Below are 26550 nucleotides of genomic sequence, written 5' to 3'. Positions count from 1 at the left end.
AGACCGGGACCGGAAGGTGGTCATGACAACCCCGCGCGCAGCGGTCACGGACCCGTCGACCGATTTCGCCCCCAGCGGCCCGCTGCTCACCGCGCGGCGGCGCAACTTCATCTTCCTGGCGGTTCTGCTCGGCATGCTGCTTGCCGCCCTGGATCAGACCATCGTCGCGACGGCGCTGCCGACCATCGTCGCCGACCTCGGGGACGCCGGCCGGCAGTCGTGGGTGGTCACCAGTTACCTGCTCGCCTCGACCATCGTCACCGCGCTGGTAGGCAAGCTCGGTGACCTGTTCGGCCGCAAGCGGGTCTTCGTCGTCGCGGTGCTGTTCTTCGTGGCCGGGTCGGTGCTGTGCGGACTGGCGCACTCGATGACCATGCTGGTCGGCGCACGGGCGCTGCAGGGCATCGGGGGCGGCGCTATCACCGTCACCGCCAGCGCCCTGATCGGGGAAGTGGTCCCACTGCGCGACCGGGGCCGGTACCAGGGCATCTTGGGGGCCGTTTTCGGGGTGACCACAGTCGTCGGCCCGCTGCTGGGCGGCTACTTCACCGACTATCTGAGCTGGCGCTGGGCGTTCTGGATCAACCTGCCGGTGTCGGTGGTGGTGATCTGCGTGGCGGCTGCGGCCATCCCGGCGCTGGCCGCCGCGACGCGGCCCGTCGTCGACTACGCCGGGATCGTGTTCATCGGTGTGGGCGCGGCCGCGCTGACCCTGGCCACCAGCTGGGGCGGCACCGTCTACCCGTGGAGATCGGCGCCGGTGATCGGGCTGTTCGTCGGCGCGGTGCTGGCCCTGGGTGTTTTCGCGTGGGTGGAAAGCCGCGCACCCCAACCGATTCTGCCGTTGCGGCTGTTCGCCAGCCCCGTCTTCAGCGTCTGCTGCGCGCTGTCCTTCGTCGTCGGGTTCGCGATGCTGGGTGCGATGACGTTCCTGCCGACGTTCATGCAGTACGTCAACGGCGTCTCGGCGACCACGTCGGGGCTGCGCACCCTGCCGATGGTGGTCGGCATGCTGATCACCTCCACCGGCAGCGGAACGCTGGTGGGCCGCACCGGTCGGTACAAGATCTTCCCGGTCGTCGGCACCGCGCTGATGACGATCGCGTTCCTGCTGATGTCGACGATGGACGGTGCCACCCCGGCGGTGCTGCAGTCGGTGTACCTGCTGATCCTGGGCGCCGGCATCGGCCTGTCCATGCAGGTGCTGGTGCTGGTGGTGCAGAACACCTCGAACTTCGAGGACCTCGGCGTGGCCACCTCGGGGGTGAGCTTCTTCCGCACCATCGGAAGCTCGTTCGGGGCAGCCATCTTCGGCTCGCTGTTCGTCAACTTCCTCAACGCCCGACTGGGGCCGGCCACCGCGGCCGGCGGGATCTCGCCGGACGAGGTCAGTTCACCGGCGGCCCTGCATCGCCAGTCTGCTGCGGTGATGGCGCCGATCGTGCATGCCTACGCGGAGTCGCTGTCTCAGGTGTTCCTCTGCGCGGCGCCGGTGGCCGCGGCGGGTTTCGTGCTGGCGCTGTTCCTGCGCGAAGTCCCGTTGCGTGACATCCACACCAGCGCGGCCGATCTCGGCGACGGCTTCGCCATGCCCACCTCCGAGACACCCGAACAGCTGTTGGAGAACGCAGTGGCCCGCGTGCTGCGCGGCGAATCGGGCATGCGGCTGCGCAGTATCGCGATGCGGCCCGACTGCCGCCTCGACGTCGCCGGGTTGTGGGCGGTGTTGCGCATCAACCGTTACCAACAGTTCTTCGGCGCGGCCCGGCTCACCGACATGGGCGAGACGCTGAACATTCCGTTCGAAGTCCTCGAACCCACCTTCGCGCGGCTGGCCGCCGGCGGTTACGTGGTGCGCGACGGCGACCGGCTCAGCCTGACTCCGGCCGGCGTACAGCAGGTCGATTACGTCTACTCACTGCTGCTGGCCTGGATCGTCGACAAACTGTCCCGATCGGCCGGATTCGCCGGCCGCCCCGACCGCCGCGAGGTGGAAGCCGCGTTGAGTCGCATCGCCTATCGCGTTATCGCACAGCGTGATTGGCATGCCGACGCACCCACGGTGGCGATGCCGCGGGCCGCAACGTGAGCAGCCGGTCCGCCCGGCGTACCATCTCGCCATGAGCCGAATCGGAACTTTCGCTGACGACGACGTGGCCGGCTGGATTCAGAAATCCCCGGAACTCGGCGGCGCAATGGCCAACTTCAGCCACGCGGTCTACACCGCCAACAGGCTGCCGCTGCGCACCCGCGAAATCGCGCGCGCGGTGATCGCCGCCAACAACGAGTGCACGGTGTGCGCCAACACCCGCGACGCCGACGGCCCCGCAGCGGGTGTGGACGAAGCGCTCTACGACCATGCCGCCGAGTGGCGCACCTGGCCCGGCTACAGCGCGCAGGAGCGGTTGGCGGCCGAGTTCGCGCACCGCTTCTCCACCGATCACACCGCGCTGCGCGACGACGAAGATTTCTGGAACCGGGCCGAGGACCACTTCAGTGCGGAGTTGCTGGCCGATCTGGCCATCTCGTGCGCGCTGTGGGTAGGCATGGGACGGGTGCTGCGGACCCTGGACATCGGTCAGGCGTGCCGGCTGACCCTGCCCAGCAGGGCCTGATCACGTCTCCGCCACCTTCCGAGGCCACCCCGCTGGCCGCCGCGGCGATCGCCCAACTCGAGGCAGAGGGCGTGGACACGGTCATCGGCACGGTGGTCAACCCCGCCGGGCTCACCCATGCCAAGACCGTTCCGATCAGGCGTACCAACACATTCGCCGATCCGGGCCTGGGCGCCGGGCCGTCCTGGCACGCCTTCGCCATCGACCAGACCGGCATTGCGTTCACCGACGCCGTCGGCGTGGTCGGGGACCAGCGACTGCGCATCGACCTGTCCGCTCTGCGCATCCTCGGCGACGGTTTGGCGTGGGCCCCGGCCGGCTTCTTCGAACAGGACGGCACCCCCGTAGCGCAGTGCGCGCGCGGCACGCTGCAACGCATCGAGGCCGCACTCAGCGCAGCCGGCGTCGAGGCGACGGTGGGTCATGAACTCGAGTTCCTGCTGGTCGACAGCGACGGCGGTCGGCTGCCGGCCACGCTGTGGGCCCAGTACGGCCTGGCCGGGGTCCTCGAGCACGAGGCTTTCGTGCGCGACGTCACCGCTGCGGCCAACCTGGCCGGCGTCGTCATCGAGCAATTCCACCCGGAATACGGCGCCAACCAGTTCGAGATCTCATTGGCGCCGCAGTCGCCGGTGACCGCCGCCGACCAACTGGTGTTGTTGCGCATCGTCGTCAGCCGTGCCGCGCGCCGGCACGGGCTGCGGGTCAGCCTTTCGCCGGTACCGTTCGCGGGCAGTGTGGGATCGGGCGCCCACCAACACTTCTCGTTGCGCACCTCGGAAGGTCCGCTGTTCTCCGACGGCACCGGCGGCATGACGGCGCCCGGGCAGGCCGCGGTGGCCGGGGTGTTGCGTGGGCTGCCGCAGGCGCAGGGCATTCTGTGCGGATCGATCGTGTCCGGGCAGCGCCTGCGCCGCGGCAACTGGGCCGGTGCCTATGTCTGTTGGGGCATCGAGAACCGGGAAGCTGCAGTGCGATTCATCCAATCCAGCCCCGCCGACCCCGATGGCGGCAACGTGGAAGTGAAGATCGTCGACCCGTCGGCCAACCCGTATCTGGCCTGTGCCGCGATCCTCGGGCTCGCGCTCGACGGCCTGGACACCGGTGCGCCGTTGCCGCCGGAAACCACGGTGGACCCGGCGGCGTTGTCCGAATCCGACCGGACGGCGGCCGGCATCCTGCTGCTGCCGGACACGCAGCCCGAAGCAATTACCGCCCTTGATGATTCGGCCCTGCTGCGGCGAATTCTGGGCGATCCGGTGATCGATGCGGTGGTCGCGGTCCGCCGAATGGAGCACCACCGATACGGCGGCCTGGACCCGGCGACGCTGGCCGACAGGTTCCGGATGGCGTGGAGCCTGTGACCACACCGTCGGATTCCGCACTGGCGCACCACATCAGCGAGGTCGCACTGATCGATCAGCATGTGCACGGCTGCTGGCTGACCACCGGGGACCGGCGGCGGTTCGAGAACGCCCTCAACGAAGCCAACACCGAACCGTTGGCCGACTTCGACTCCGGCTTCGACACCCAGCTGGGCTTCGCCGTGCGTAACCATTGCGCCCCCATCCTCGGCCTGCCCAGACACGTTGACGCCGAGCAATACTGGCGCAGCCGCAGCCAACTCCGCGAAGACGAACTGGCCCGGCTGTTCCTGCCCGCGGCGGGCGTGCGCAGCTGGCTGGTGGACACCGGTTTCGGCGGCAGCGACGTGACGGACGTCTCCCAACTGAGCCAATGGTCGGGGCGGCGCGCCTACGAGGTGGTGCGCCTGGAGCAGGTCGCCGAACAGGCAGCGCAGGCCGCCGGCGACTATGCGGCGGCGTTCGAGGAGATCCTGCACCAGCGTGTTGCCGGCGCGGTGGGCACCAAGTCCATCCTGGCCTACCGGGGCGGATTCGACCGCGACCTGAGCGATCCACCGGCCGCGCAGGTAGCCGAGGCGGCTCGGCGCTGGCGCGACGTCGGCGGCACCCGGGTGAGCGATCCGGTGCTGCTGCGTTTCGGCCTGCACCAAGCGCTGCGGCTGGGCAAGCCGCTGCAGTTGCACGTCGGGCTCGGTGACCGAGACTGCGACCTGCACAAGTCCAATCCGCTGTACCTGTTGGACTTCCTGCGGGATTCGGGGACGACGACGCCGATCGTGTTGCTGCACTGCTATCCCTACGAACGCGAAGCCGGCTACCTGGCCCAGGCGTTCAACAACGTCTACGTCGACGGCGGCTTGAGCATCAACCAGCTGGGCGCCCGGGCGCCCGCGTTCATCGCCCGACTGCTGGAGCTGGCGCCGTTCCGCAAGATCCTGTACTCATCGGACGGGTTCGGTCCCGCCGAACTGCATTTCCTCGGTGCTGCGTTGTGGCGCAACGGCATTCACCGAGTGCTGGATGAATTCGTGCAGGCCGGGGACTGGGGCGAGGCGGAGGCCATCCGGGTGGTCGACCTGATCAGTCACCTCAACGCCGCGCGCATCTACCGGCTCGCCAGCGGCTTTTCGGCGGGCTAGACCAGGGCGCTGGCGTCGAAAATCCAGGATGTGTCGCCGCCGGCGAGCTTCTCGAAGTGATTGGGCGGCGCGAACGCGACCAGACTGTTCATGTCCCAATAGTCTTTCCAGACAGTGATTTTGCCGTCCTGCACCTTGTGCACGGTGGCGAATCTCAGGGTGCCCTGCTCACCGCTCTGGAACGTCCAGGTCTCGGAGTGCTCGTAGATCACATCGGAACCGTTGGACACCAGCACGCCGTCGTGGTTCTCGTACGCCGCCAGGTCCGCCAGCCCGATCTTGAGCCGAGTCACGATGTCGGCCGGGCCGCGGGCCGACACCGCGGGTACCGGCATGTCGACATAGAGACAGTCCTCGGCCAGGAAGGTCTTGACCGCATCCCAGTCCCGCCGCGAAAGCGCCTGCCACATCCCGGTCACGACATCGGCCGGGGAGTTCGGTGCAACATCTGTCATGCAGGTCAATTAACTCGGGCTGCCGCGGAGTGTCAACCTCGCTGCACGGTCCGCGCCGTAGGATCGATCCGCCGCATCGCTACCACCCACCCCGGGGGCCCATCTGCCGTGCAGACCGAATCCGTATCCCAGGCACCTACCCACGGCGCCCGCCTACGCCCAGCCGCCGTCGTCGGCGCGCTCGGTGTGGTTTTCGGTGACATCGGCACCAGCCCGATCTACACCATTCAAACCGTCTTCAACCCCGGCGATCCGCACCCGGTGCCGATCAGCACCGACAATGTGTACGGCGTGGTCTCGCTGATCTTCTGGTCGGTGATGACCGTCGTGACGTTCACCTACGTCAGCCTGGTGATGCGGGCCGACAACCACGGCGAGGGCGGCATCATGGCGCTCATCACCCTGGTCGGGAAGCGGCACCAGGGCAGCAGCGGGGCGAGAAGGCGCACGGTCGTCGCGCTGGGCGCGCTGGGGATCTTCGGGGCCGCGTTGTTCTTCGGCGACAGCATGATCACCCCGGCGATCTCGGTGCTGTCGGCCGTCGAGGGTGTCAAGGTGATCCAGCCGCACTTCGACACCTGGGTCGTGCCGATCACCGCGGTGATCATCGTGGTGCTGTTCGCGGTGCAACGGCACGGCACGGCAGCCGTCGGGCGGCTGTTCGGTCCGGTGATGATCGCGTGGTTCACCACGATCGGCGGCTTCGGCGTGGTCGCCATCGCCGATCACCCGGAGATCCTCAAGGCGCTCTCGCCGTTCTACGCAGCGAAGTTCATGGTCGGGCACTTCCACTTCGCGTTCTTTTCGCTCGCCGCAGTGGTGCTGTCCATCACCGGCGCGGAGGCGCTGTACGCCGACATGGGTCACTTCGGACGACGGGCGATCGCCTCGGGGTGGCTGCTGCTGGTGCTGCCCGGCTGCGTGCTCAGCTATTTCGGTCAGGGGGCGCTGATCCTGGCGGACACCGGTGCCGTCAGTGCGCCGTTCTTCCTGCTCACCCCCGGCTGGGCGCGGCTGCCGCTGGTGCTGCTGGCCACCGCCGCGACGGTGATCGCGTCGCAGGCCGTGATCACGGGCGCGTTTTCGGTAGCGTCCCAGGCCGCGCAGCTCGGCTATTTACCGCGACTGCGGATCGCGCACACCTCGGAGTCGACCATCGGTCAGATCTACGTGCCGTGGATCAACGGTCTGTTGCTGGTATCGGTGCTCACCCTGGTGTTCGCTTTCCGCAGTTCGGCGGCGCTCGCGTTCGCCTTCGGCATGGCCGTCACCGGCACGATCACCATCACCACCACCCTGTTCCTCTATTACGCGCGCACCACGTGGCGCACCCCGCTGTGGCTGGTGCTGACCGGCGGCGGCGTGCTGCTCCTGGTCGACCTGATGTTCCTGGCGGCCAACCTGACCAAACTGGTGCACGGCGCCTGGCTGCCGCTGCTGATCGCGCTGGTCGCCTTCACGGTGATGACCACCTGGCAGCGCGGACGCGACATCGTCACGCGCGCAAGGCAGGAAGCGGAGGGACCGCTGCAGGAATTCATCGATGAGCTGGCCGAGCGCCAACCGCCGTGCGCGCGCGTTCCCGGCACGGCCATCTTCCTCGATCGCGGCAAAGAGACCGCGCCGCTGGCGATGCGGGCCAACGTCGAACACAACCGGGTGCTGCACGAGCACGTGGTGATCATGGCGATTCAGACGCTGCCGGTACCGCGGATTCCCGACGCCGAGCGGACCGAAGTCGACCACCTGGTGCATACCGGTGACGGCATCGTCCACCTGACCGCCAACTTCGGCTACATGGAGACGCCGAATGTCCCTGCCGTGCTGCGTCTGCTGGACCCCGAGCAGACCGAGGGTGCGATCGACATCGAGGCCGCCTCGTACTTCTTGTCCAAACTCGAACTGGTCAAAGGATCGGCACCGACGATGGCGTCGTGGCGCAAACGACTGTTCATCGCGACCTCCTACACCACCGCCGATGCCGCGCAATACTTCGGTCTGCCCCTGAACCGCACCGTGGTCATGGGTGCGCGCATCGAGGTCTGACCGGCAGCGTCGACCAGCCGTGCAGCACCCGGGTATCACGCCGGACCCCAGCGCCCGCGGCCGTCGCATCGGGGAAGCGTTCGAAGAATGTGCGCAACCCGACCTCGCCTTCGGCCCGTGCCAGCGCGGCGCCCAGACAGAAGTGCCGTCCGGTGGAAAACGCGAGATGCTTTCCCGCATTGGGGCGTTGGACGTCGAAGGCGTGCGGATCGGCGAACACTGACGGGTCGCGGTTTGCGGCGGCGAGGTAGACCACCACCACCTCGCCCCGCTCGATGCGCCGGCCGGCCAGCTCGACGTCGGTGCGGGCCACTCGCGCGGTGAGCTGCACCGGAGAGTCCAGCCGCAAAATCTCCTCGACGGCGTTCGGCCACAACTGGGGCTGCTGCTGCAGCGTGCGCAATTGGTCCGGATGGTCCAGCAGCAAGCGGATCCCGTTGCCCAGCAGGTTCACCGTGGTCTCGAAACCGGCGACCAGGACCAGTCCGGCGACCGCCTGCAGTTCGGTCTCGTCAAGGTGGCGCTCGGCGTCGCCACTTTCGGTGATGCGGATCAGTTGGCTCATCAGGTCGTCGCCCGGGGCACTGCGCAGCTGCCGTAGATGCTGGACCAGCCACGCTTGGAATCCGGCCAACCCTCGCTGAATCCGCCGGTACTGCTGCCAGGTCACGCCGACATCCAGACTGGGGGCGACCAACTCGCCGAATTCGAGGATCCGGCGCCGGTCGTACTCCGGCACCCCCAGGATGTCGCTGATCACGGTGATCGGAAGCTGCGAGCAATACCGTGCGACGACGTCGACCACGGGCTGGTCGCCGAGCTGGTCCAGCAGGCTCGTCGCAGCCTGCTCGACCCGGTCCAGCAGACCGGTAACGGCGCGCGCGGTGAACACCGCCGAGACGGTCTTGCGGTACCGGGTGTGATCCGGCGGCTCGACGGCCAGCAGCGACGGGGGACGGATCGGGTGCAGCAGATTGTCGCGGGTTCGCCGTTCCAGCCGACCCAACGGCCCCGGCAGGCTGTCCCCGAAGGAGACGACGTGGAAGTCGTCCGACCGCAGAATGTCGTGCGCCAGCCGGTGGTCCACGGTCAGGTGGTTCGCGCGGTTGCGCACCAGTGGGCCGTGTTGGCGGATCTCGTCGTAGTAGGGCGCCGGGTCGGCGGCCACCGCTGGGTCGGCGATCAATCGCGCTCCGAGATCACCCCGCCGGACGGCGAAGCTCGCGAGTCCGCGGACGACGCCGTGCATGGCCAACCAGTGCAGTCTGTCTTTCACCATCGCCCGCGAGCGTAGGCGCCGGTCAGCATTCAGCGGTCAGCTTGAAATCGGTGGTCACGACTTTGTTGGGGTTGGTGGTGTTGATGCCGGAGGCACTGCCGGTGATCGTGTAGGTGTTCTTGACCAGGTCGACGTGGGCGTCGCCGACGCCCCCTTCGTAATAGCTGCCGGTGAAGCCGCCGATGTCGCGGATCTTGACGAACTGCGGCAACACCCGATCCCCGCTCATCAACACCACCGCCTGCACCGATCCGTCGTGTTCGCGGATGTCGATGGTGCGGTAGCCCTCGATCTGGCTGCAGGACGGCGGCCGGGTGGTGATCGAGTGGCCGTCGAGCGTCAGGTGCGCGGCTTTGCGGGGCACGGTCATGGCCTCACCGCAGCCGGCGACGGCGCCGGCGACGGCCACTGCGATTCCGGCAACCGCAACCATCCGGTTCTGCACCAGCCACCTCCGTATCAGACCTGCGCGTTGCGCCGGAGTCATTATTGCCGTTTCAGGTCCAGCCGGGGCAGTGCTTTTCTGACCAGAGTTCGGACCAGCTCGGGACTGACCCCCTTGAGCCGGTCGATCCAGCCGATGCTGGCCGGCACATACCAGTGCAGCCGCCTGGGGTTGTGGTAGGCCTGCCACGCCGCCTCGGCCACGCTGGCGGCGGGCATCAGCCGGAACATGCCCCGCTTCGGCGCGGCCGCGCGCAACTCCTCCTGCGTCACCCTGGCCGGGGCGTCGCCAGAGCCTTCGTCGGCGCCGGCGTGCTGCGGTGTCGTGGTAAGGATCGCGGTGTCGATCAGCCCCGGCAGCACGTCGGCCACCCGCACCCCGTGGCGGTGCCACTCCACGCTCAGCGCCTCGGTGAGCCCCTTGACCGCGTGCTTGGTCGCCGAGTACACGGCGATGCGCGGCATGCCGTAGGTGCCCGACGACGACGAGGTGGAGAACATCAAGCTGTTCGGCGCCTTCTTCAGGTAGGGCAGCGATCCGTACGCGCCGGTCAGCACCGCTTTGAAATTCACGTCTACGACGCGCATGGCGGCTTCGTAGGGCACGTCTTCGAACCAACCGCCCTCGCCGATGCCGGCGTTGTTCCACATCATGTCGAGACCGCCGCCGGGGTTTCCGGCGCAGAAGTCGGCCAGTGCCGCATCCAGTGCCGCCTTGTCCGTCACGTCGACGGTCCGGGTCCACAGGCGCGAACCCAACTCCAGGTTCAGCGCGGCCAGTCCGTCGTCGTTGCGGTCCACCGCACCTACGCGCCAACCTTTGCCATGGAAGAGTCGTACGCCTTCGCGGCCCATGCCGCTGCCTGCACCGGTGATGAAAATGGTCTTCATGCCGCCTCGGCCACCTCTTTGATCCGGTGCAGCGTCTTCGTCATGTCCCGGATGTTGCGACGTCTGCGCAGAAACCCGCCGAACACCAGGTAGAGCTTCGTCAACGGCGACTGCGCCATCCGGAACGACTCAGTCACGTCGGTGCCGTCCCCGGCCGGCTCCAACCGGTAGTGCCAGTTGTTGATCGCCCGGTCACCGGCCAGCACAGCAAACCCGAACTCACGGCCGGGCCGGCACGCCGTCACCTGGCACGTGGTCCAGTAGACCGGCCCGATCTCGTTGCGGCGCACGTGGCCGCGAAACCGCGCACCAAGCTCGGGACCGGTCGCATCGCCGAGCCATTCCGCTTCAAAAGTCTCCGGAGAGAACCGCCCGGTATTGCGAATATCGGCGATTAATTCCCAGATTTTATCCGCCGGGGCGGCCATATGAACCGTTGCTGAACCCTCCATAACATGATCCAAGCACGTCCCGTGTAACGAAACGAGATGAACCGCCGATAATCATTGTTTGGGGGTGAACATCCCGATGATCGCGCTGATGGTCTGCTGCCACTGTGGGCCCGGTTGAGTCGCACCGCCAGACGTCGGCGTCAGCCCCCCGGCACGGGAGCACTTTGGCCACGCACCTGGCCCCTGACCGGCCAGAACCTTGTTCGCAACGGCGATTTGTTGCTGTTTGGAGGCCTTTGCCGGGTTCCCGACACCGCCGTACTCCTCCCAAGTGGCTTGCTTGAACTGCAAGCCGCCGTAGGCGCCGTTGCCGGTGTTGGCGGCCCAGTTGCCGCCGGATTCGCATTCTGCGACGGCTTCCCAGTTCATGGTCTCGGCGTTGGCGACACCGGAGGAGAGCGACATCGAAGCTGCCAGGAAACCGCCGGCCACGGCCGACTTGATGAGGGGCTTTGTGATGGTCGTCATGTGCGGGATTTCGCGGACCGTAGCCGTAGCGTTACCCACTAGAGAAAATTATGAGACCGTTTATCCATCCCTTCGAGATTGGCGCAAACGGCGATTCTGCGGATGCTTCAAGCCCCGCGGGAAGCCGGACAGTACGACCTGGTTGCGGTGGTAAGCGCACGTTGGTACAGGTCGTCGAAACTTCGTCGGCGGCTCGTCTCGGCCCGCGCACGCTGCACCAGGCGCCCGCAATCCGCAGTGTTCAGCAAACTCCAGTTAAGCGATATGTGAGACAAAATCTTAGTGTTCAGCGCGTCGATCGCGGCCCTGGACGCCGCCAGGTCCGGCGGGGCCGGCGGCACACCGGTGGGGTCGAGTTTCCATTCGGCGAACCGGGTGTACTCGACGGCCTCGGTGGCGCTGATCTGGTCGCCGAAGATGCGCGCGACAAAATCGGGGTCGACGTTCTGTGCGGCGGCTTCCTCGCGCAGCGTGGCGATTTCGCGCTCGACCCGGTCGGGATCCTCGATTGCGCCGTGCGTGGCCCACTTGTAGGCAGCCACCGGATCGGCAACCTGCAGCCGTTCGGCGGCGGCGTCCAGCAGCGCGCCCAGCGAGTCGGCGTGATCGGCCTGCGCCGGCGGCGCGGCCAGCACCGCGATCAAAGCCAGGACTGCCGGGCCGCACCTACCGCGCATGCCATCCAGCCAAACACGAGCGACCCGGCGTCGTCGACAATGGCGAGATGAGTGACAACTGGTTGCGCACGCGACTGGCCAGGCTCGTGCTCGCCGCGACGCTGTCCGCCTCGCTGGTGCTGGGCGGCGCCTTCGTGGCGCTGGACCAACTGCACTCCGTACCCGCCGACGCCTTGCACCACCCCGGACCTGCGGCTACCGACCAGCAGAGCCGGGCTCAGGCCGTCCGGGCCGCGCAGAACGTGGTCACGGTCGCCGGTCTGCGCACGACGACGGCCGGCTACCTGTTGATGTCCTGCAAGGACCGCGAGAACCCGCCCTATCGGGGAGCGGTGTACCTGACCTTCGCGATCCCGGCTGACGCCGCCGCCGACACCTACCTGCCGGAAGTCGTAGCCAAACTGCTGGCCGGCGGCTGGTCCCCGGGGCTACCGCCCGGCAACCACGCGCTGGCCAGCACGCTCACCAAGGACGAGCTCACCGCGAGCATCTACCGCCATGACGACAATCCGGATCTGGGCATCCTGCGCGTGTACGGCGAATGCCGCAACGTGACCGATCATCATGCCGATCCCACCGGCTGGGTCGACGTCACCGGCGAGTTCGGCCCGGCCGGTTGAAAGACCCACAACGCACTACTGCGCTTGACGACCGGGGCCGTCAAGCGCAGTAGCGGTAGTGCGGTGGGTCTAGCCTTGCCGAGCGCCGAGCGCGCCCTGCAGGTCACCCTTCATTGCGTTCAGTTGGGCGCCCCAGTACTCCCAGCTGTGTGTGCCGTCAGCCTGGAAGTTGAACACCGCGTTGTGCCCGCCGGCGGCGGTGTAGGCGTCCTGGAACTTGAGGTTGCTGCTGCGGACGAAGTTCTCCAGGAACTCGGCCGGCATGTTGGCACCACCCAGTTCCGACGGCTTGCCGTTACCGCAGTACACCCACAGCCGGGTGTTGTTGGCGACCAGCTCCGGGATGTGCAACGACGGGTCGTTGCGCGCCCACGCGGGGTCACTGGACGGGCCCCACATGTCCGAAGCCTTGTAACCGCCGGCGTCACCCATGGCCAGTCCGATCAGCGAGGGGCCCATGCCCTGGGACGGGTCCAACAGGGCCGACAGCGAACCGGCATAGATGAACTGCCCGGGGTGGTTGACCGCGAGAATCATCGCCGAGGAGCCGGCCATCGAGATACCGACGGCGGCACTGCCGGTCGGCTTGACCGACTTGGTGCTCGCCAGGTACGCGGGCAGTTCGCTGGTGAGGAAGGTTTCCCACTTGTAGGTGCTGCAACCGGCCTTGCCGCACGCGGGGTTGTACCAGTCGCTGTAGAAGCTCGACTGGCCGCCGACCGGCATGACCACCGACAGGCCCGACTGGTAGTACCACTCGAACGCCGGGGTGTTGATGTCCCAGCCGTTGTAGTCGTCCTGGGCGCGCAGGCCGTCGAGCAGGTACACCGCAGGCGAGTTGTCGCCCCCGCTCTGGAACTGCACCTTGATGTTGCGACCCATCGCCGCCGACGGCACCTGTAGGTACTCGACGGGCAGTCCGGGCCGGGAGAACGCTCCCGCGCTCGGCGCGCCACCGGCGAGTCCGATCAGGCCCGGCAGGGTCGCGGCCGCAGCCGCACCGACCAAGAGTCGACGACCCCAGGCCCGTATCTTCCCGGTCACGTCTGTCATACCTGTGCCCCTTTTTGTCCTTATATCTCTTGCTCCCGGCAGAACTTACCGCGTGAATAGGCCGAATGTCGATTCGGACGCAAACACATTTCAGTTCCATATCGGTTACCGGCGCGGGTTACAGCAACTGTGTTTACAGTGCACCGCGCCGATCGACCGCATTCGTTATAGCCCGCGCCCGACACGCGCGACGCTGACCCACGCCGCGCCGTTACGCAGGCGTTATGCACTTGGAATAGGGCTGAGTCGGGCAGGGACGGACGCCATGCCCAGCGCCACACCGACCCAAATGGCCGGAGCCAGAACGCGGATTTCTCTATCGGGGAGCAACGTTTTATCTATTTACTGCACCGTCAGTCGCCGGATTTGCCGAGCTAGCCGGGTCTTTCACCGGCCGGCGGGCGGTTTCCATACCGGGTCAGCCGGCGCACCGCAGACCGCGTAGGCTCGCTCGGAGCAAGCCGACTTACGACGCTATTCCGGGCGTTGACGGCATTCACGCGCCACGCACCTGCCCCTGAAGCGGGTGGCACTGCTGAGGTGCGACGAGCCCGGACACGATTGAGGTGCGAAAACTTGGATACGGTACTTGGGCTGTCAGTTACACCGACCACCGTCGGGTGGGTGCTGGCCGAAGGGCACGGCGCCGACGGCGCGATCCTGGGTCACCACGAATTGCGTTTGCAGGACAGCGTTCAGGACGGCCGCACGGTGCGTGCGGTGAACACCGCCGAACAAGTGGCCGACGAGGTCATGCGGGCGCGCGACACGGCCACCGCCGGCGATCACCGACTGCGGGTGGTCGGCGTGACGTGGAGCGACGACGCCGCAGCGCAGGCCGCGCTGCTGCAGGAGGCGCTCGCCGACGCCGGCTTCGACAACGTGGTGCCGGTCCGGCTGCTCGATGCCGTCGAGACCCTGGCGCAGGCCATCGCGCCCGTCATCGGATACGAGAAGACCGCGGTGTGCCTCCTCGAGCGGGAATGGGCGACCGTGGTCATGGTCGACACGCACGACGGCCAGACCCAGACAGCCGTCAAGCACGTCCGCGGCGGCTTCGACGGCTTGACGTCCTGGCTGACCGGGATGTTCGATCGCAGCACGTGGCGGCCGGCCGGAGTGGTGGTCGTCGGCTCCGAGGGCGACGTGAGCGATTTCTCCTGGCGGTTGGAGCAGGTCCTGCCGGTGCCGGTGTTCGCGCAGACCATGGCCCAGGTGACGGTCGCGCGCGGCGCAGCGCTGGCGGCGGCTCAGAGCACCGAGTTCACCGACGCGGAGTTGGTCGCCCTGGTGGATGACGCCGTCGAACCGGACAGGGTCGCTGCCGGACAGTCACGGCGATATGCCGGGGCGGCCGGCGCGTTGGCCGCGGCCGCCGTCACGTTCGTCGCGTCGGCGTCCTTGGCTATCGGTCTGCAGCTGGCGCCCGGCAAGGACGCCGGACAGCACGTCGTGACCAAACCCCCTGTCGCCGAAGCCGTGGCGCCGCCGTCCCCGCCCGCGGTGCAGCCTCCGCCGCCGCAGCAGGAGCCGGTGCGTCTCGCGGCCGACGAGCAGCCCGACGAATCCGCGCCAGGCGCCCCGCCGAGCGCCGCCCCGGCGGCACCGGGCCCCGACGGCGGGCCATTCCGGTTGAGCAGGGCCATCGAGAGCCTTCCCGGCACGTTCGCCGAGCCCGGAAGCCCGCCGGAGTAGATCACTCGGGTTTTTGCCGAACCGCATGGAATGACACCGTCACCTCGTCGGCGACCTGCAGCGACCCCAGGAACATCGCGTAGGGCTTGATGCCGTAGTCGGTCTGACGCACCCTGGATTCGGCACCGAGTCGGTACGTATCGCCGAGATCTTCCACGCGTAGCTCGACCACGTGCTCGCGGGACTTGCCGCGGACGAACAGTGTTCCGGCGAGACGGTACCCACCGTCGGTCTGCTCGATCGTGTCGGCGGCGAAGCGTATTTCTGGAAACCGGTTGGCGGACAACGATTTCAGCGCATTGGTGCGCGCTATCACCTGCTCCGGCCCGGACAGGCCCTTGAGGCCCCCGACGCCGCCGGTCACCTCGAGCGAATCCACCTCGACCACCAGTTCAGCGGTATCCGGTTGGCCACCAACCCAATTCACCCCAGCCCGCCACCGGGTGACCGCGATGGTGAGCCGATGGCCCATCCGCGCCGCGCGCCCGGCCACCCCGGTGTGCACGGTCAGTTCGCCGTTGTCGGGACCCAGCGTCCACGCCGTATGTTCCTGCGAAGCCACGGCCGAACTCTACTTGGACTCACACGGTCAACACGGTGCGATAGTGCGCCCGGCCTTCCTCCAATGCCGCGTAGCCGTCGGCCGCCTGCGCCAGCGGCAGCTGCTCAATCCACGCCCGCACACCGGACACCACCGCGAAATGCATGGTTTCCTCGACATCTTTCGCGGTTCCGGCCGGATGGCCGATCACGCTCAGACCGGGAATGATCAACTGCACCGGGCTGATCGGCAGTGGTTCGGGGGTCACCCCGATGGTGACCAGTTCGCCCCGGGGGAGCAGCCCGCCGACGGTGTCGGCCATGGCCTGCGAATTGCCCGCTGTGGCAAGGACAACCGCGGCACCACCCAGGGCCCGCAGCGCTTCGGAGACGTTGCTGCTGGTGGAGTCGATGTAGTGGTGGGCGCCCAGACTCCGGGCGTCCTCTTTCTTCGCAGTACCTCGGGCAATGGCGATGGTCTCGAAACCCATTGCCCGCGCCCACTGCACTCCGAGATGACCGAGCCCGCCGACACCGAGAATCGCCACCCGGTCACCGGGCATGGCCTTGGTGTGACGCAGGGCGTTGTAGGTGGTGACGCCCGCGCACCCCATCGGTGCGGCTTCCACGTCGGTGAGCCCGTCCGGGATCCGGGCCAACGCGGTGGCGGGTACGGTCACGGATTCGGCGTAGCCACCGGGGTACTGCCAGCTGGGCACCTTCGCGTTCGCGCAGTGCATCAGAGCGCCTTTGCGGCACTGATCGCAGTGGTTGCAGTTGCCGCCGAACCAGCCCACCGCGACGCGGTCCCCGGCCGCGAATCCTTCGACACCCGCGCCGAGTTCGGCGATGGTCCCGGCTATCTCGTGTCCGGGGGTGAACGGCCAGGACATGTCGGGGAATTGGCCGTTGACGAAGTGGGCGTCGGTGCCGCAGATGCCGCATGCAGTCACGGCGATCCGCACCTCGCCGCGCTCGGGTGCGACGGTTTCGACGTCGGCGAACTCCAACGGCGCGCCCTCGGACCGTACCTGGACCGCTCTGTGTGTCGCCACCCGCTCAGCTACCGGATCTCAGTGCGAGACTGGGCATTTGGCGGCCGCCTCACCGTGATAGTTCACTTGCCAGTGTTTGATGCCGTTGAGCCAGCCTGAACGGAGCCGCTCCGGGGCGCCGATCGGCTCCAGGTCGGGCATCGCGTCGGCGATCGCGTTGAACATCAGGTCGATGGTCATCCGCGCCAGATTCGCCCCGATGCAGTAATGCGCACCGGTGCCGCCGAATCCGACGTGCGGGTTGGGATCGCGCAGGATGTTGAAGGTGAACGGATCGTCGAACACGTCTTCGTCGAAGTTGGCGGACCGGTAGACCATCACCACCCGCTGTCCCTGTTTGATCTGCACGCCGGACAATTCGTAATCCTGGAGCGCCGTCCGCTGGAACGAGGTGACCGGTGTGGCCCACCGGACGATCTCGTCGGCCGTGGTGGCCGGGCGGTCCCGCTTGTAGAGCTCCCACTGATCCGGGAAGTCGGTGAAGGCCATCATGCCCTGCGTGATCGAGTTGCGGGTGGTCTCGTTGCCGGCGACCGCGAGCAGGATGACGAAGAAACCGAATTCGTCGTCGGAGAGCTTGTGGCCGTCGACGTCGGCTTCGATCAGTTTGGTGACGATGTCTTCACCGGGGTTCTCGGCCCGGTCCGCCGCCATCTGCATGGCGTACATGATCAGTTCCACCGACGCCGAGAGGGCGTCGTTGCTCTCGAATTCGGGATCCTGGTCTCCGACCATCTGGTTGGACCAGTGGAACAGTTTCATCCGATCTTCCTGGGGCACGCCGAGCAGGCCGGCGATCGCCTGCAGCGGCAGCTCGCACGACACCTGCTCGACGAAGTCGCCGGAGCCCTCGGCAGCGGCGACCTCGACGATCCGGCGGGCGCGCTGGTTGAGATCGTCGCGCAACCGCTCGACGGCCCGGGGGGTGAACCCGCGGGAGATGATCTTGCGTAGCCGGGTGTGGTGCGGGGCGTCCTGATTGAGCAGGACGAACTTGCCGCGCTCGATCTGCTCGCCGACGGTGCCGTCCTTGTAACGCGGCAAGGCGGTCTTGGCGAGGCTGGAGAAGATATCGCTGCGTCGCGAAATCTCCTTGACGTCTTTGTGTTTGGTGACCACCCAGAAGCCGCCGTCATCGAATCCACCCGCCCCGTAAGGCTGCTCGTTCCACCAGATCGGCGCGGTTCGACGCAGCTCGGCCAGCTCCTCGACGGGCAGCCGCTCGGCGTGGATGTCGGGGTCGGTGAAATCGAATCCCGGCGGCAGGTTCGGCTGGGCCTGCGGTTCGGCGGCTGGGTGCGTAGTTGACAAGGCCCACTCCTTGAGAGTCCTGGTGGTCGTCTCGTGCCAATACTTCATTGCTACACCCCCATTGGGAAGCATCGGCGGAAACCGAAAAGAAAATGCCGGCGCCGCCGTGGCGCGGCGGTGGGAAATCCGCTGGTCATGCACGCGCACACCGGTATCGGATTCGGCCTTGTGGCTGCTGTGGCAATCGTTATGCTCTTGATGAATGCCGCTGCAGCGCCGCGCCGGCGCCAAGAAGGGAACACCATGATTCGCGAAATGCTCACCGCCACTGCGGTCACGGGTGCGGCGATAGCGCTGGCCCCAGTAGCCGGTGCCGACAACGGCCGCTGGGAGGGCGACGTCCCGGGGATGAACTACGACGCCTCGCTGGGCGCCCCGTGCGACAACTACGAGCGCTTCATCTTCGGACGTGGCCCCAGCGGCCAGGCCGAGGCGTGCCACTTCCCGCCGCCCAACCAATTCCCCGCCGCCACTACCGGGTACTGGGTCATCTCCTACCCGTTGCGCGGCGTCCAGCAGATCGGCTCCCCGTGCCCGAACCCCAAGGTCGCGGCGCAATCGCCGGCCGGTCTGCCGATGTTGTGTCTGGGCGCCCAGGGCTGGCAAGAGGGGTGGTTCACCGGAGCCGGCTTCTTCCCGCCGGACCTCAGCGAGTGAGGCACGTCCATGCCGGGCAGCACCGCCCTCGAGTCCCCGATCCCACGGTGGCTGCGGTTCGTCCTGGCCTCTGACCGCGCCGGTTCGGCGTGGTACATCGGGGCCGGGTTCTTCTTCGCACCGGCACTCGCCGTATTGTCGCCGTGGCCGTTGCTGACCACGGTGCTGTGGTGGCTGATCGGGCTGGCCGGCTTATGGCTCGGTCTGCTCGGCATCGCGATGGCCGCCGGGCTCGCGCGAGTGTTGCGGTCCGGCAGGGAAATACCGGAAGAATACTGGCGCACCCTCGTCGACTACTGAACTTTCCTCGGTCGTCGGCCGCCTGCGCCAGGCTCTACAGTCAGATAACGCCGCCAACGAACAGGAGACGCACATGGCCTTCGATCCCAGAGACGCCGTCGACGCAGTCAGGGACATCGCGATCAATGCCGTCGAGAAGTCTTCGGACATCGTCGAGAACGTCACTGCCATCATCCGCGGCGACATCGCCGGCGGCGCCAGCGGCATCGTTCAGAGCAGCGTCGACATCGCCACCGACGCCGTTGACCGGGTCAAAGAGGTCTTCACCGGCAAGGACGACGAAATCCTCGACTAGCGGCGATCAGACCGCGGCGGCCTCGTTGAGCTCGTCGAGCCGCGAGGTCGCCTCGAGGTACTCCTGCACCCAGCGCTCGATCACCGTCGAGGTCTTCTCCACCTTCTGGAACTGCCCGACGACCTGCCCGACCGGGTTGAACGCCACGTCGACGGACTCGTTCGGGTAGCGATTGGTGGCCCTTACCGCCATGCCGGACACCATGTACTGCAGCGGCATGCCCAGCGGCTTCGGGTTGTCCGGCTGTTCCCAGGCCTCAGTCCAGTCGTTGCGCAGCATCCGGGCCGGCTTGCCGGTGAAGGACCGGCTGCGGACGGTGTCCCGGCTGCCCGCCTTGATGTATGCGGCCTGCTGCACCGGGGTGTTGGACGACTCCTCGACCATCAGCCACTGCGATCCGGTCCACGCGCCCTGGCAGCCCAACGCCAGCGCGGCGGCGATCTGCTGGCCGCTGCCGATGCCGCCGGCACCGAGCACGGGCACCGGAGCCACTTCTTTGACGACCTGCGGCCACAACACAATTGAGCCGACTTCGCCGCAGTGACCGCCGGCCTCACCGCCCTGGGCGATGATGATGTCGACGCCGGCGTCGGCGTGCTTGCGGGCCTGCGACGGCGAGCCGCAGAGCGCGGCCACCTGGCGACCCGCGTCGTGGATGTGCTTGATCATGTCGGCGGGGGGAGTGCCCAGCGCATTGGCGATCATCGTCACTTTGGGGTGCTTGAGCGCCACCTCTACCTGCGGGGTGGCGGTCGCCTCGGTCCAGCCCAGCAGCTGCAGGCTGTCACCGTCGCTGTCCTCGACCGGGACTCCATGGTCGGCCAGGATCTTCTTGCCGAAGTCCAGGTGCTCCTGCGGCACCATCGACCGCAGCGAGTTGGTGAGTTCCTCGGCCGACAGGTGCGAGTCCATGCCCTCGTACTTGTTGGGGATGACGATGTCGACGCCGTAGGGATGGTCGCCGATGTTCTCGTCGATCCAGTTCAGCTCGATCTCCAGCTGCTCGGGGGTGAAGCCGACGGCACCCAGCACACCAAAACCGCCGGCTTTGCTGACGGCGACGACGACATCGCGGCAGTGGGTGAAAGCGAAGATCGGGAACTCGATACCGAGTTGATCGCACAAGGGGGTGTGCATGCCTGCTCCTAGGAAGCTTGACCGAGCGGAAAAACTGCAACGTGTTCTAGTTTAGTACGCGGGTCTGCCGCTTGGCCAGCCAGGTCTGGCGCGTACCGACTAATGCCCGTCAGCGTGAAACGGTAGCGTGAGCCGGCATGGGACGCGTCGACAGCAAGGTTGCACTGATCAGCGGCGCCGCCCGCGGCATGGGCGCCTCGCATGCGCGGTTGCTGGTGGCCGAAGGCGCCCACGTGGTGCTCGGCGACATCCTCGACGACGAGGGACGCGCACTGGCCGACGACCTGGGCGCCGCCGCGCGCTACGTGCACCTCGATGTCACCCGGCCTGCGGACTGGTCGGCCGCGGTCGCGGCGGCGGTGGACGGGTTCGGCAAGCTCGATGTCCTGGTCAACAACGCCGGGATCATCAACTACGGCGCGCTGAAAGACTTCGACCTGGCCAAATGGCAGCGGGTGCTCGACGTCAATGTCACCGGCACGCTGCTGGGCATCCAGGCCGTCGTCGACCCGATGGTGGCCGCCGGCGGCGGCTCCATCATCAACATCTCCTCAATCGAGGGCCTGCGCGGCGCGGCCTGGGTGCACGGGTACGTGACGTCGAAATGGGCGGTGCGCGGACTGACCAAATCTGCGGCATTGGAATTGGCGCCCAACAACATTCGTGTCAACTCGATACATCCCGGCTTCATCCGCACCGAGATGACCGCAAAGCTTCCCCAGGACGCGCTCAACATCCCGTTGGGCCGGGCGGGGGAAGCCCAGGACGTGTCGTCGTTCGTGCTGTTCCTGGCCAGCGACGAATCGTCGTATGCGACCGCTGCGGAGTTTGTGGTCGACGGCGGATTGATCGAGGACGTGTCGCACAAGTCGTAGTCCCGCGAGCACCTTGATCCGGTGCGACGCCCCGGGGTAGCGTAATGCCGCAATTACGACACGTAGAGTAGCGTAATTGCCACCGCCACCGGAAGGAATCCGCTTCGATGCGCAGCAGGTACGCCGGGTTACCTTTCACCACGCCCACCGCCGAGATCGCGGCTGCGCTCGAGGACGTCAGCATCCCCACGTTGCTCCTCTCCCTGGTGCACATCACCGGCGATCCCCGGTTCATCCGTGATTTCAAACAGCTGGGACTGTTCCTCAACGAGGTCCAGGGGTTCATGTCCGAGGAGGACAAGGCCCGGGCCCGCGCCGAGGCGCTACCGGTGCTCACCGAGTACCGCGATCGCGGATGTCCCGAGCCCGCGCCACTGAGCTATGAGCTCATCCGGGAAATGATGGACTGGGCGGCCTGCGAGCCGGTCCCCGACGACTACCTACCGCTGGCGCTCGAAGAGATGGATCTCGAGGGCGTGGACCCGCGCCGGCCGGTCGCGCTGCCTGCGGCCGGCATGGCCGACTTCCCGGTCCTGGTGATCGGGTGCGGCGAATCAGGCATCCTGGCCGGAATTCGACTGAAGCAGGCCAACATTCCGTTCACGATCGTCGAAAAGAACGCCGGGCCGGGCGGAACATGGTGGGAGAACAGCTATCCCGGCGCACGAGTGGACGTGGCAAACCACTTCTATTGCTACAGCTTCGAACCCAACAACGACTGGACCCACTATTTCGCCGAACAGCCGGAGTTGCGCGACTATTTCGTCGACGTGATGCACAAGCACGACCTGATGCAGCAGGTGCAGTGGAACACCGAAGTGCTCGCCGCCGAATGGGACGACGCCGAGGCCCTGTGGACCGTTTCGCTGCGCTCGGCCGACGGCGAGACCGGCACCACGCGGGCCCGGGCCATCATCACGGCTGTCGGCCAATTGAATCGGCCGCTCATTCCCGAGTTCGCCGGCGCAGACACGTTTGAGGGACCGTCCTTTCATTCCGCAGCCTGGGACCACTCCGTCGACCTCACCGGAAAGCGGGTCGCGCTGGTGGGCGCCGGCGCCAGCGGATTTCAGATCGCGCCCGCCATCGCCGGCGACGTCGAGCACCTGACTGTGTTTCAGCGCACCGCGCAATGGATGTTCCCGAATCCGATGTATCACGACGAGGTCGGGGACGGCGTTCGCTGGGCGATGCAACACCTGCCGTGTTACGGGCGGTGGTACCGCTTCCTGCTGATGTGGCCCGGTGCCGACAAGGGTCTCGATGCGGCCAAGGGCGACCCGACCTACCCCGATCAGGAGCACGCTGTCAGCGAGATGAACGCCGCGGCCCGGATGATGTTCAGCCAGTGGATCACCAGTCAGATTCCCGAGGGGGACGATCTGCTGGCCAAGGTGCTGCCCGATTACCCGGCCACCGGGAAGCGGACACTGCAGGACAACGGCAGCTGGCTGCAGACCTTGCAGCGCGTCAACGTCGACCTCGTGCGCACCCCGATCCGGCGCATCACGCCGCACGGCATCGAGACCGAGGACGGTGTCAGTCACGACGTCGACGTCATCGTCTACGCCACCGGCTTCCGGCACACCGATGTGTTGTGGCCGGTGAAGTTCAACGGCCGCAACGGAATCGACCTGCATGAACTGTGGGGGAGCCGACCCTACGCCTATCTGGGCGTCACGGTCCCGGGCTTTCCGAACCTGTTCCTGATCTACGGGCCGGGCACGCATCTGGCGCACGGCGGCAGCTTGATCTTCCAGTCCGAACTGCAGATGCGCTACGTCAACCTGTGCCTGCAACGCATGGCCGAGGAGCGCATCGTCGCCATGGAGCCCACCGCCGAGGCGGCCGCCGACTGGCACCGACGCACGCAGGTCGAGATCAAGAAGATGGTCTGGTCGCACCCGGCCGTCAAACATTCCTACTTCAAGAACGCCGACGGGGAGATCCACACCGTCAGCCCGTGGCGTCTCAATGCATACTGGGCCGCGGTCCGGCAACCTGATTGGTCCAAATTTATTCTCCGGCAAGGAAAGTGAGCGCGATGCGTACGGTGGTCGTCGACGGACCCGCGAGCATCCGGGTCGACACCCGGCCCGATCCCGCCCTGACCGGGCCGGATGGGGTGATCGTCGAGGTGAGTGCCGCCGGGATCTGCGGCTCCGACCTGCACTTCTACGAAGGCGACTACCCGCTGGTGGAACCCATCGCGCTGGGGCACGAAGCCGTCGGCACCGTGGTCGACGCGGGCCGCGAGGTGCGCAGCGTCAAGGTGGGCGATCAGGTGCTGGTGTCATCGGTGGCCGGTTGCGGAGCCTGTCCGGGGTGCGCCACGAACGATCCGGTCATGTGCCACTCGGGTCTGAACATCTTCGGCGGGGGTGTGCTGCCGGGGGCGCAGACCGATCTGCTCGCAGTGCACGCCGCCGACTTTCAGGTCCGCAAGATTCCCGACGGGATTTCCACCGAACAGGCACTGCTGCTCACCGACAACCTGGCCACCGGCTGGGCCGCAGCGCAACGCGCCGACATCCCGTACGGCGGCACGGTCGCGGTGATCGGGCTGGGCGCGGTCGGCCTGTGTGCACTGCGCAGCGCGTTCGCCCGCGGCGCGGCAACGGTTTTCGCGATCGACCGGGTACCGGGCCGGCTGCAACGCGCGGCAGACTGGGGCGCGACAGCCATCACGGCACCGGCGGTGGAAGCCATCCTCGCCGCCACGGGTGGCCGCGGCGCCGACGCGGTGATCGACGCGGTGGCCACCGATGCCTCACTGACCGATGCGCTTGCCGCTGTGCGGCCGGGCGGCACCGTGTCGGTGGTGGGTGTGCACGATCTGCAGCCGTTCCCGTTCCCGGCGCTGATGAGCCTGATCCGCAGCATCACGGTGCGATGGACCACCGCGCCGGTGCAGCGCACCTGGCCCGAGCTGATTCCGCTGCTGCAGTCAGGTCGGCTGGATGTCGACGGGATTTTCACCACCTCGTTGCCGCTGGACGAGGCCGCCGCAGCGTATGCGACGGCCGGATCGCGGTCCGGCGAGGTCGTGAAGATCCTGCTGCGGCCTTAGTCCTTGACCGCGATGATGTACTGCGAATGCATGAAGCTGTCGATCTTGACGTCCACTTCCGGTGGCGTCAGCCCGTAGCCGACCTGCAACTCCGGATTGCTGCGGACCGGCTCGACACGCCACCCGTGGGATCCCAGCCACGTCACCGGGTCCATCGGGTTCTCGTAGGTCAGCGACGAGAAGTCGATATCGCCCGCCATGTTGACCCCCGGGTGCTCCTCCTCGAGCGCGGCCAGTTGGTCGTGGTCGAGGCGGGACCCCAGGGCGCCGATGGCCAGCCGACTGCCCGGGGCACTGAACTCAGTGATACCGGCAAACAGCGTCCCGTGGGCTGAGCTGGTCAGGTACGGCAGGATCCCCTCCACCGACCAGGCGCTGGGGCTGTGCGGGTCGAACCCGGCCGCTGCCAGCGCAGCGGGCCAGTCGGCACGCAGGTCGGCTGCCACCTCACGCCGTTGCGCCGCGGGCTGCTTGTGGTGCGCCTCGAGCACCTGCGCCTTGAACTCCAGCACCTTGGGCAGGTCTATTTCGAAAACTGTAGTGCCAGATGGCCATTCGAGACGGTACGCGCGCGAGTCGAGCCCGGCGGCCACAATCACCGCCTGCCGCAGACCGGAATCACCGGCGGAGGTGAAGAAGTCGTCGAAGAACCGCGTCTGCACGCCGTAGAGGCGCGGGAACGCGCTCTCATGTTCGGAGCTTCCCGGTTCGGTCAGCAGTCCGGTCAGGTAGGGATCCTCTGAGGCCTCGATGAAGAATCTGGCGTAATCGTCACGCGCTAACGGTTGCTCACTCATCGCATGCAGCGCACGCCAGGTGGTCACAATCAACGCCGTGTAGCCGACACCGCTGACGATGTCCCATTCGTCGTCGTCGGAACGCAGCGATCCGAATTCAGGCGTCATAGCTGTCGAACGTACTCGTCACAGCTCCAACAGGACGGTCACCGGTCCGTCATTGACCGACTCGACCTGCATGTGGGCGCCGAATATGCCGGTTTCGACCTCAGCACCCAGTCGGCGTAATGCCGTCACGAAACTCGTGACCAGCGGCTCAGCGACCGCACCAGGCGCGGCGGCGTGCCACGATGGGCGTCGGCCCTTGGCGGTGTCGGCGTAGAGGGTGAACTGGCTGACCACCAGGATCGGTGCGTTGACATCGGACGCGGACTTCTCTCCGGACAGGATGCGCAACGTCCACAGCTTTTCGGCGAGCCGCTGAACGTGACCGGGCCCGTCGGTGTGGGTGACGCCGACCAGCGCCAGCAGGCCCTGCCCGGGAGGTTCGATGGCGCCGACCACGCGACCATCCACTGTCACCGAAGCTGACGAGACCCGTTGCACCAGAACCCGCATGGGCGTCGATGCTGCCATGTGCGGTCCCCGCGCGTGGGTACCCTCGTGGCATGTCTGTGCTGGTGGCGTTTTCCGTCACTCCACTGGGTGTGGGGGAGGGTGTCGGCGAGATCGTCGCCGAAGCTGTTCGTGTGGTGCGTGATTCGGGTCTGCCCAATAAGACCGATGCGATGTTCACCGTGATCGAAGGGGACAGCTGGGCGGAGGTGATGGCCGTGGTACAGCGCGCGGTGGAGGCCGTCGCCGCCCGCGCACCCCGGGTGAGCACGGTGATCAAAGCGGACTGGCGGACCGGCGTCGCCGACGCGATGACACACAAAGTCGAATCGGTCGAACGGTACCTCGCCGAGGGTCGGGCCGGTCCGGCGTAGCGTGGGGCGGACCGATTTCCCGTGTCCCCGAGGAGGCGCAGCCCATGACCGAAGACGCACCTGACGGCGGCCCAGGCGGCACCGGGGGCCAAGGCGGCAGAGGGGGCCGGGGTGGCGACGGGGGTCGCGGGGGCGCAGGCGGCCGCGGCGGTGACGGCGGTCGCGGCGGTGACGGCGGTCGCGGCGGTGCGGGCGGCGCAGGCGGGCGCGGCGGCGACGGCGGGGCGCCGGGCCGCGACGGAGAACCGGGCCAGCCCGGCCAGCCCGGCCAGCCCGGTCAACCCGGCAGTTCCGGCGAGCGCGGCTTGTCCGACCCGGGCATCCCCGGCCAACCGGGCAGCCCCAGCACCTAGGAACGCGCCGCCGGTGGATGCGTAGGGTCA

Annotated in this window: 27 protein-coding genes and 2 pseudogenes; 15 read left to right on the top strand and 14 right to left on the bottom strand. The window is 67.2% G+C overall.

The genetic code is table 11. From position 1 onward, the window contains the following. Positions 1–22: 22 nt before the first annotated feature. The 4 genes from AC5Y6Y_RS24240 to AC5Y6Y_RS24225 are packed head-to-tail and all read left to right on the top strand — an operon-like array spanning position 23 to position 5121. Positions 23–2089 carry an MDR family MFS transporter gene (locus tag AC5Y6Y_RS24240; RefSeq protein ID WP_463824217.1) on the top strand — a complete coding sequence of 689 codons (2067 nt, stop codon included), beginning with the start codon at positions 23–25 and terminating at the stop codon, positions 2087–2089. Between the two features lie 31 nt (positions 2090–2120). Continuing rightward, positions 2121–2615, top strand: a complete 495-nt coding sequence (locus AC5Y6Y_RS24235) for a carboxymuconolactone decarboxylase family protein (RefSeq protein WP_463824218.1) — start codon at positions 2121–2123, stop codon at positions 2613–2615. Continuing rightward, positions 2615–3979 (top strand): type I glutamate--ammonia ligase, encoded by a 1365-nt coding sequence (locus AC5Y6Y_RS24230; protein WP_499919472.1) that lies wholly within the window; start codon positions 2615–2617, stop codon positions 3977–3979. The genes AC5Y6Y_RS24235 and AC5Y6Y_RS24230 overlap by 1 nt, the downstream gene beginning before the upstream one ends. Further along, a complete protein-coding gene (locus AC5Y6Y_RS24225) occupies positions 3976–5121 on the top strand; it encodes an amidohydrolase family protein (protein WP_499919449.1) in 1146 nt (381 codons plus the stop codon). The genes AC5Y6Y_RS24230 and AC5Y6Y_RS24225 overlap by 4 nt, the downstream gene beginning before the upstream one ends. Here the strand turns inward: AC5Y6Y_RS24225 and AC5Y6Y_RS24220 are convergent. Beyond that, positions 5118–5576 (bottom strand): limonene-1,2-epoxide hydrolase family protein, encoded by a 459-nt coding sequence (locus AC5Y6Y_RS24220; protein WP_463824220.1) that lies wholly within the window; start codon positions 5574–5576, stop codon positions 5118–5120. The genes AC5Y6Y_RS24225 and AC5Y6Y_RS24220 overlap by 4 nt on opposite strands. A gap of 108 nt (positions 5577–5684) precedes the next feature. On the opposite strand from AC5Y6Y_RS24220, the gene AC5Y6Y_RS24215 reads away from it, so the two are divergent. Then, entirely contained in the window at positions 5685–7622 is a 1938-nt protein-coding gene (locus AC5Y6Y_RS24215; RefSeq protein WP_499919447.1) for a potassium transporter Kup, read from the top strand. On the opposite strand, the gene AC5Y6Y_RS24210 is transcribed toward AC5Y6Y_RS24215, so the two are convergent. The 6 genes from AC5Y6Y_RS24210 to AC5Y6Y_RS24185 all read right to left on the bottom strand — a co-directional run bounded on the left by AC5Y6Y_RS24210 (position 7597) and on the right by AC5Y6Y_RS24185 (position 11833). Beyond that, the gene (locus AC5Y6Y_RS24210) at positions 7597–8898 is read right to left on the bottom strand and encodes a cytochrome P450 (protein WP_499919471.1); all 1302 of its coding nucleotides are present in this window, start codon (positions 8896–8898) and stop codon (positions 7597–7599) included. The two genes, AC5Y6Y_RS24215 and AC5Y6Y_RS24210, sit on opposite strands and share 26 nt — an antisense overlap. A gap of 25 nt (positions 8899–8923) precedes the next feature. Continuing rightward, positions 8924–9334 (bottom strand): lipoprotein LpqH, encoded by a 411-nt coding sequence (locus tag AC5Y6Y_RS24205; protein ID WP_499919469.1) that lies wholly within the window; start codon positions 9332–9334, stop codon positions 8924–8926. Positions 9335–9387: 53 nt separating this feature from the next. Continuing rightward, complete coding sequence (locus tag AC5Y6Y_RS24200) at positions 9388–10236, bottom strand: SDR family oxidoreductase (RefSeq protein WP_463824222.1); 849 nt, start codon at positions 10234–10236, stop codon at positions 9388–9390. Beyond that, complete coding sequence (locus AC5Y6Y_RS24195; RefSeq protein ID WP_463824223.1) at positions 10233–10688, bottom strand: SRPBCC family protein; 456 nt, start codon at positions 10686–10688, stop codon at positions 10233–10235. The genes AC5Y6Y_RS24200 and AC5Y6Y_RS24195 overlap by 4 nt, the downstream gene beginning before the upstream one ends. A 51-nt stretch (positions 10689–10739) precedes the next feature. Continuing rightward, positions 10740–11156 (bottom strand): transglycosylase family protein, encoded by a 417-nt coding sequence (locus AC5Y6Y_RS24190; RefSeq protein WP_463824224.1) that lies wholly within the window; start codon positions 11154–11156, stop codon positions 10740–10742. Positions 11157–11263: 107 nt separating this feature from the next. After that, entirely contained in the window at positions 11264–11833 is a 570-nt protein-coding gene (locus AC5Y6Y_RS24185) for a chorismate mutase (RefSeq protein ID WP_499919445.1), read from the bottom strand. Between the two features lie 47 nt (positions 11834–11880). On the opposite strand from AC5Y6Y_RS24185, the gene AC5Y6Y_RS24180 reads away from it, so the two are divergent. Further along, the gene (locus tag AC5Y6Y_RS24180) at positions 11881–12453 is read left to right on the top strand and encodes a lipoprotein LppJ family protein (RefSeq protein ID WP_463824226.1); all 573 of its coding nucleotides are present in this window, start codon (positions 11881–11883) and stop codon (positions 12451–12453) included. Positions 12454–12522: 69 nt separating this feature from the next. On the opposite strand, the gene ag85B is transcribed toward AC5Y6Y_RS24180, so the two are convergent. After that, positions 12523–13506, bottom strand: coding sequence for a diacylglycerol acyltransferase/mycolyltransferase Ag85B (gene ag85B / locus AC5Y6Y_RS24175; protein WP_463824227.1), 984 nt, complete (start codon positions 13504–13506; stop codon positions 12523–12525). A gap of 576 nt (positions 13507–14082) precedes the next feature. Here ag85B and AC5Y6Y_RS24170 point away from each other — a divergent pair. Next, positions 14083–15201 carry a DUF7159 family protein gene (locus AC5Y6Y_RS24170; protein WP_499919443.1) on the top strand — a complete coding sequence of 373 codons (1119 nt, stop codon included), beginning with the start codon at positions 14083–14085 and terminating at the stop codon, positions 15199–15201. A 1-nt stretch (position 15202) separates the two neighbouring features. Here the strand turns inward: AC5Y6Y_RS24170 and AC5Y6Y_RS24165 are convergent, their stop codons facing one another. From AC5Y6Y_RS24165 to AC5Y6Y_RS24155, 3 genes are read right to left on the bottom strand one after another with little or no spacing between them, the layout of a single operon-like run. Further along, the gene (locus AC5Y6Y_RS24165; RefSeq protein WP_463824229.1) at positions 15203–15763 is read right to left on the bottom strand and encodes a YceI family protein; all 561 of its coding nucleotides are present in this window, start codon (positions 15761–15763) and stop codon (positions 15203–15205) included. Positions 15764–15782: 19 nt separating this feature from the next. Next, entirely contained in the window at positions 15783–16796 is a 1014-nt protein-coding gene (locus AC5Y6Y_RS24160) for an alcohol dehydrogenase catalytic domain-containing protein (protein WP_463824230.1), read from the bottom strand. 18 nt (positions 16797–16814) lie between these two features. Then, a complete protein-coding gene (locus AC5Y6Y_RS24155; protein ID WP_499919441.1) occupies positions 16815–18107 on the bottom strand; it encodes a cytochrome P450 in 1293 nt (430 codons plus the stop codon). Between the two features lie 243 nt (positions 18108–18350). Between AC5Y6Y_RS24155 and AC5Y6Y_RS24150 the strand changes: the two genes are divergently transcribed. The 3 genes from AC5Y6Y_RS24150 to AC5Y6Y_RS24140 all read left to right on the top strand — a co-directional run bounded on the left by AC5Y6Y_RS24150 (position 18351) and on the right by AC5Y6Y_RS24140 (position 19359). Beyond that, entirely contained in the window at positions 18351–18764 is a 414-nt protein-coding gene (locus AC5Y6Y_RS24150) for a hypothetical protein (protein ID WP_463824902.1), read from the top strand. A 9-nt stretch (positions 18765–18773) separates the two neighbouring features. Continuing rightward, positions 18774–19064 carry a hypothetical protein gene (locus AC5Y6Y_RS24145; RefSeq protein ID WP_463824232.1) on the top strand — a complete coding sequence of 97 codons (291 nt, stop codon included), beginning with the start codon at positions 18774–18776 and terminating at the stop codon, positions 19062–19064. 73 nt (positions 19065–19137) lie between these two features. Further along, positions 19138–19359, top strand: a complete 222-nt coding sequence (locus AC5Y6Y_RS24140) for an Rv1893 family protein (RefSeq protein WP_463824233.1) — start codon at positions 19138–19140, stop codon at positions 19357–19359. 6 nt (positions 19360–19365) lie between these two features. Here AC5Y6Y_RS24140 and AC5Y6Y_RS24135 read toward each other — a convergent pair whose 3' ends face one another. After that, positions 19366–20496, bottom strand: a complete 1131-nt coding sequence (locus AC5Y6Y_RS24135) for a nitronate monooxygenase (protein WP_463824234.1) — start codon at positions 20494–20496, stop codon at positions 19366–19368. Between the two features lie 137 nt (positions 20497–20633). Here AC5Y6Y_RS24135 and AC5Y6Y_RS24130 point away from each other — a divergent pair, with 137 nt between their 5' ends. From AC5Y6Y_RS24130 to AC5Y6Y_RS24120, 3 genes and pseudogenes are all read left to right on the top strand, one after another. Continuing rightward, positions 20634–21371 (top strand): glucose 1-dehydrogenase, encoded by a 738-nt coding sequence (locus tag AC5Y6Y_RS24130; RefSeq protein WP_463824235.1) that lies wholly within the window; start codon positions 20634–20636, stop codon positions 21369–21371. Positions 21372–21478: 107 nt separating this feature from the next. Continuing rightward, positions 21479–23410, top strand: a complete 1932-nt coding sequence (locus tag AC5Y6Y_RS24125) for a flavin-containing monooxygenase (RefSeq protein ID WP_499919439.1) — start codon at positions 21479–21481, stop codon at positions 23408–23410. A 5-nt stretch (positions 23411–23415) separates the two neighbouring features. Next, a pseudogene (locus AC5Y6Y_RS24120) lies at positions 23416–24563 on the top strand (zinc-binding dehydrogenase); the annotation flags it as partial. Positions 24564–24572: 9 nt separating this feature from the next. Here the strand turns inward: AC5Y6Y_RS24120 and AC5Y6Y_RS24115 are convergent. After that, a pseudogene (locus AC5Y6Y_RS24115) lies at positions 24573–25238 on the bottom strand (SAM-dependent methyltransferase); the annotation flags it as partial. 126 nt (positions 25239–25364) lie between these two features. Then, the gene (gene dtd / locus AC5Y6Y_RS24110) at positions 25365–25796 is read right to left on the bottom strand and encodes a D-aminoacyl-tRNA deacylase (protein ID WP_463824236.1); all 432 of its coding nucleotides are present in this window, start codon (positions 25794–25796) and stop codon (positions 25365–25367) included. Positions 25797–25846: 50 nt separating this feature from the next. On the opposite strand from dtd, the gene AC5Y6Y_RS24105 reads away from it, so the two are divergent. After that, the gene (locus tag AC5Y6Y_RS24105; RefSeq protein WP_499919438.1) at positions 25847–26167 is read left to right on the top strand and encodes an MTH1187 family thiamine-binding protein; all 321 of its coding nucleotides are present in this window, start codon (positions 25847–25849) and stop codon (positions 26165–26167) included. 44 nt (positions 26168–26211) lie between these two features. After that, positions 26212–26520, top strand: coding sequence for a hypothetical protein (locus AC5Y6Y_RS24100; RefSeq protein WP_499919437.1), 309 nt, complete (start codon positions 26212–26214; stop codon positions 26518–26520). The last annotated feature ends 30 nt before the right edge of the window (positions 26521–26550 follow it).

The organism is Mycobacterium sp. NGS24, from assembly GCF_059813065.1.
The sequence above is the reverse complement of the archived record's forward strand: the minus strand, read 5'-3'. Positions and strand labels throughout refer to the sequence as shown.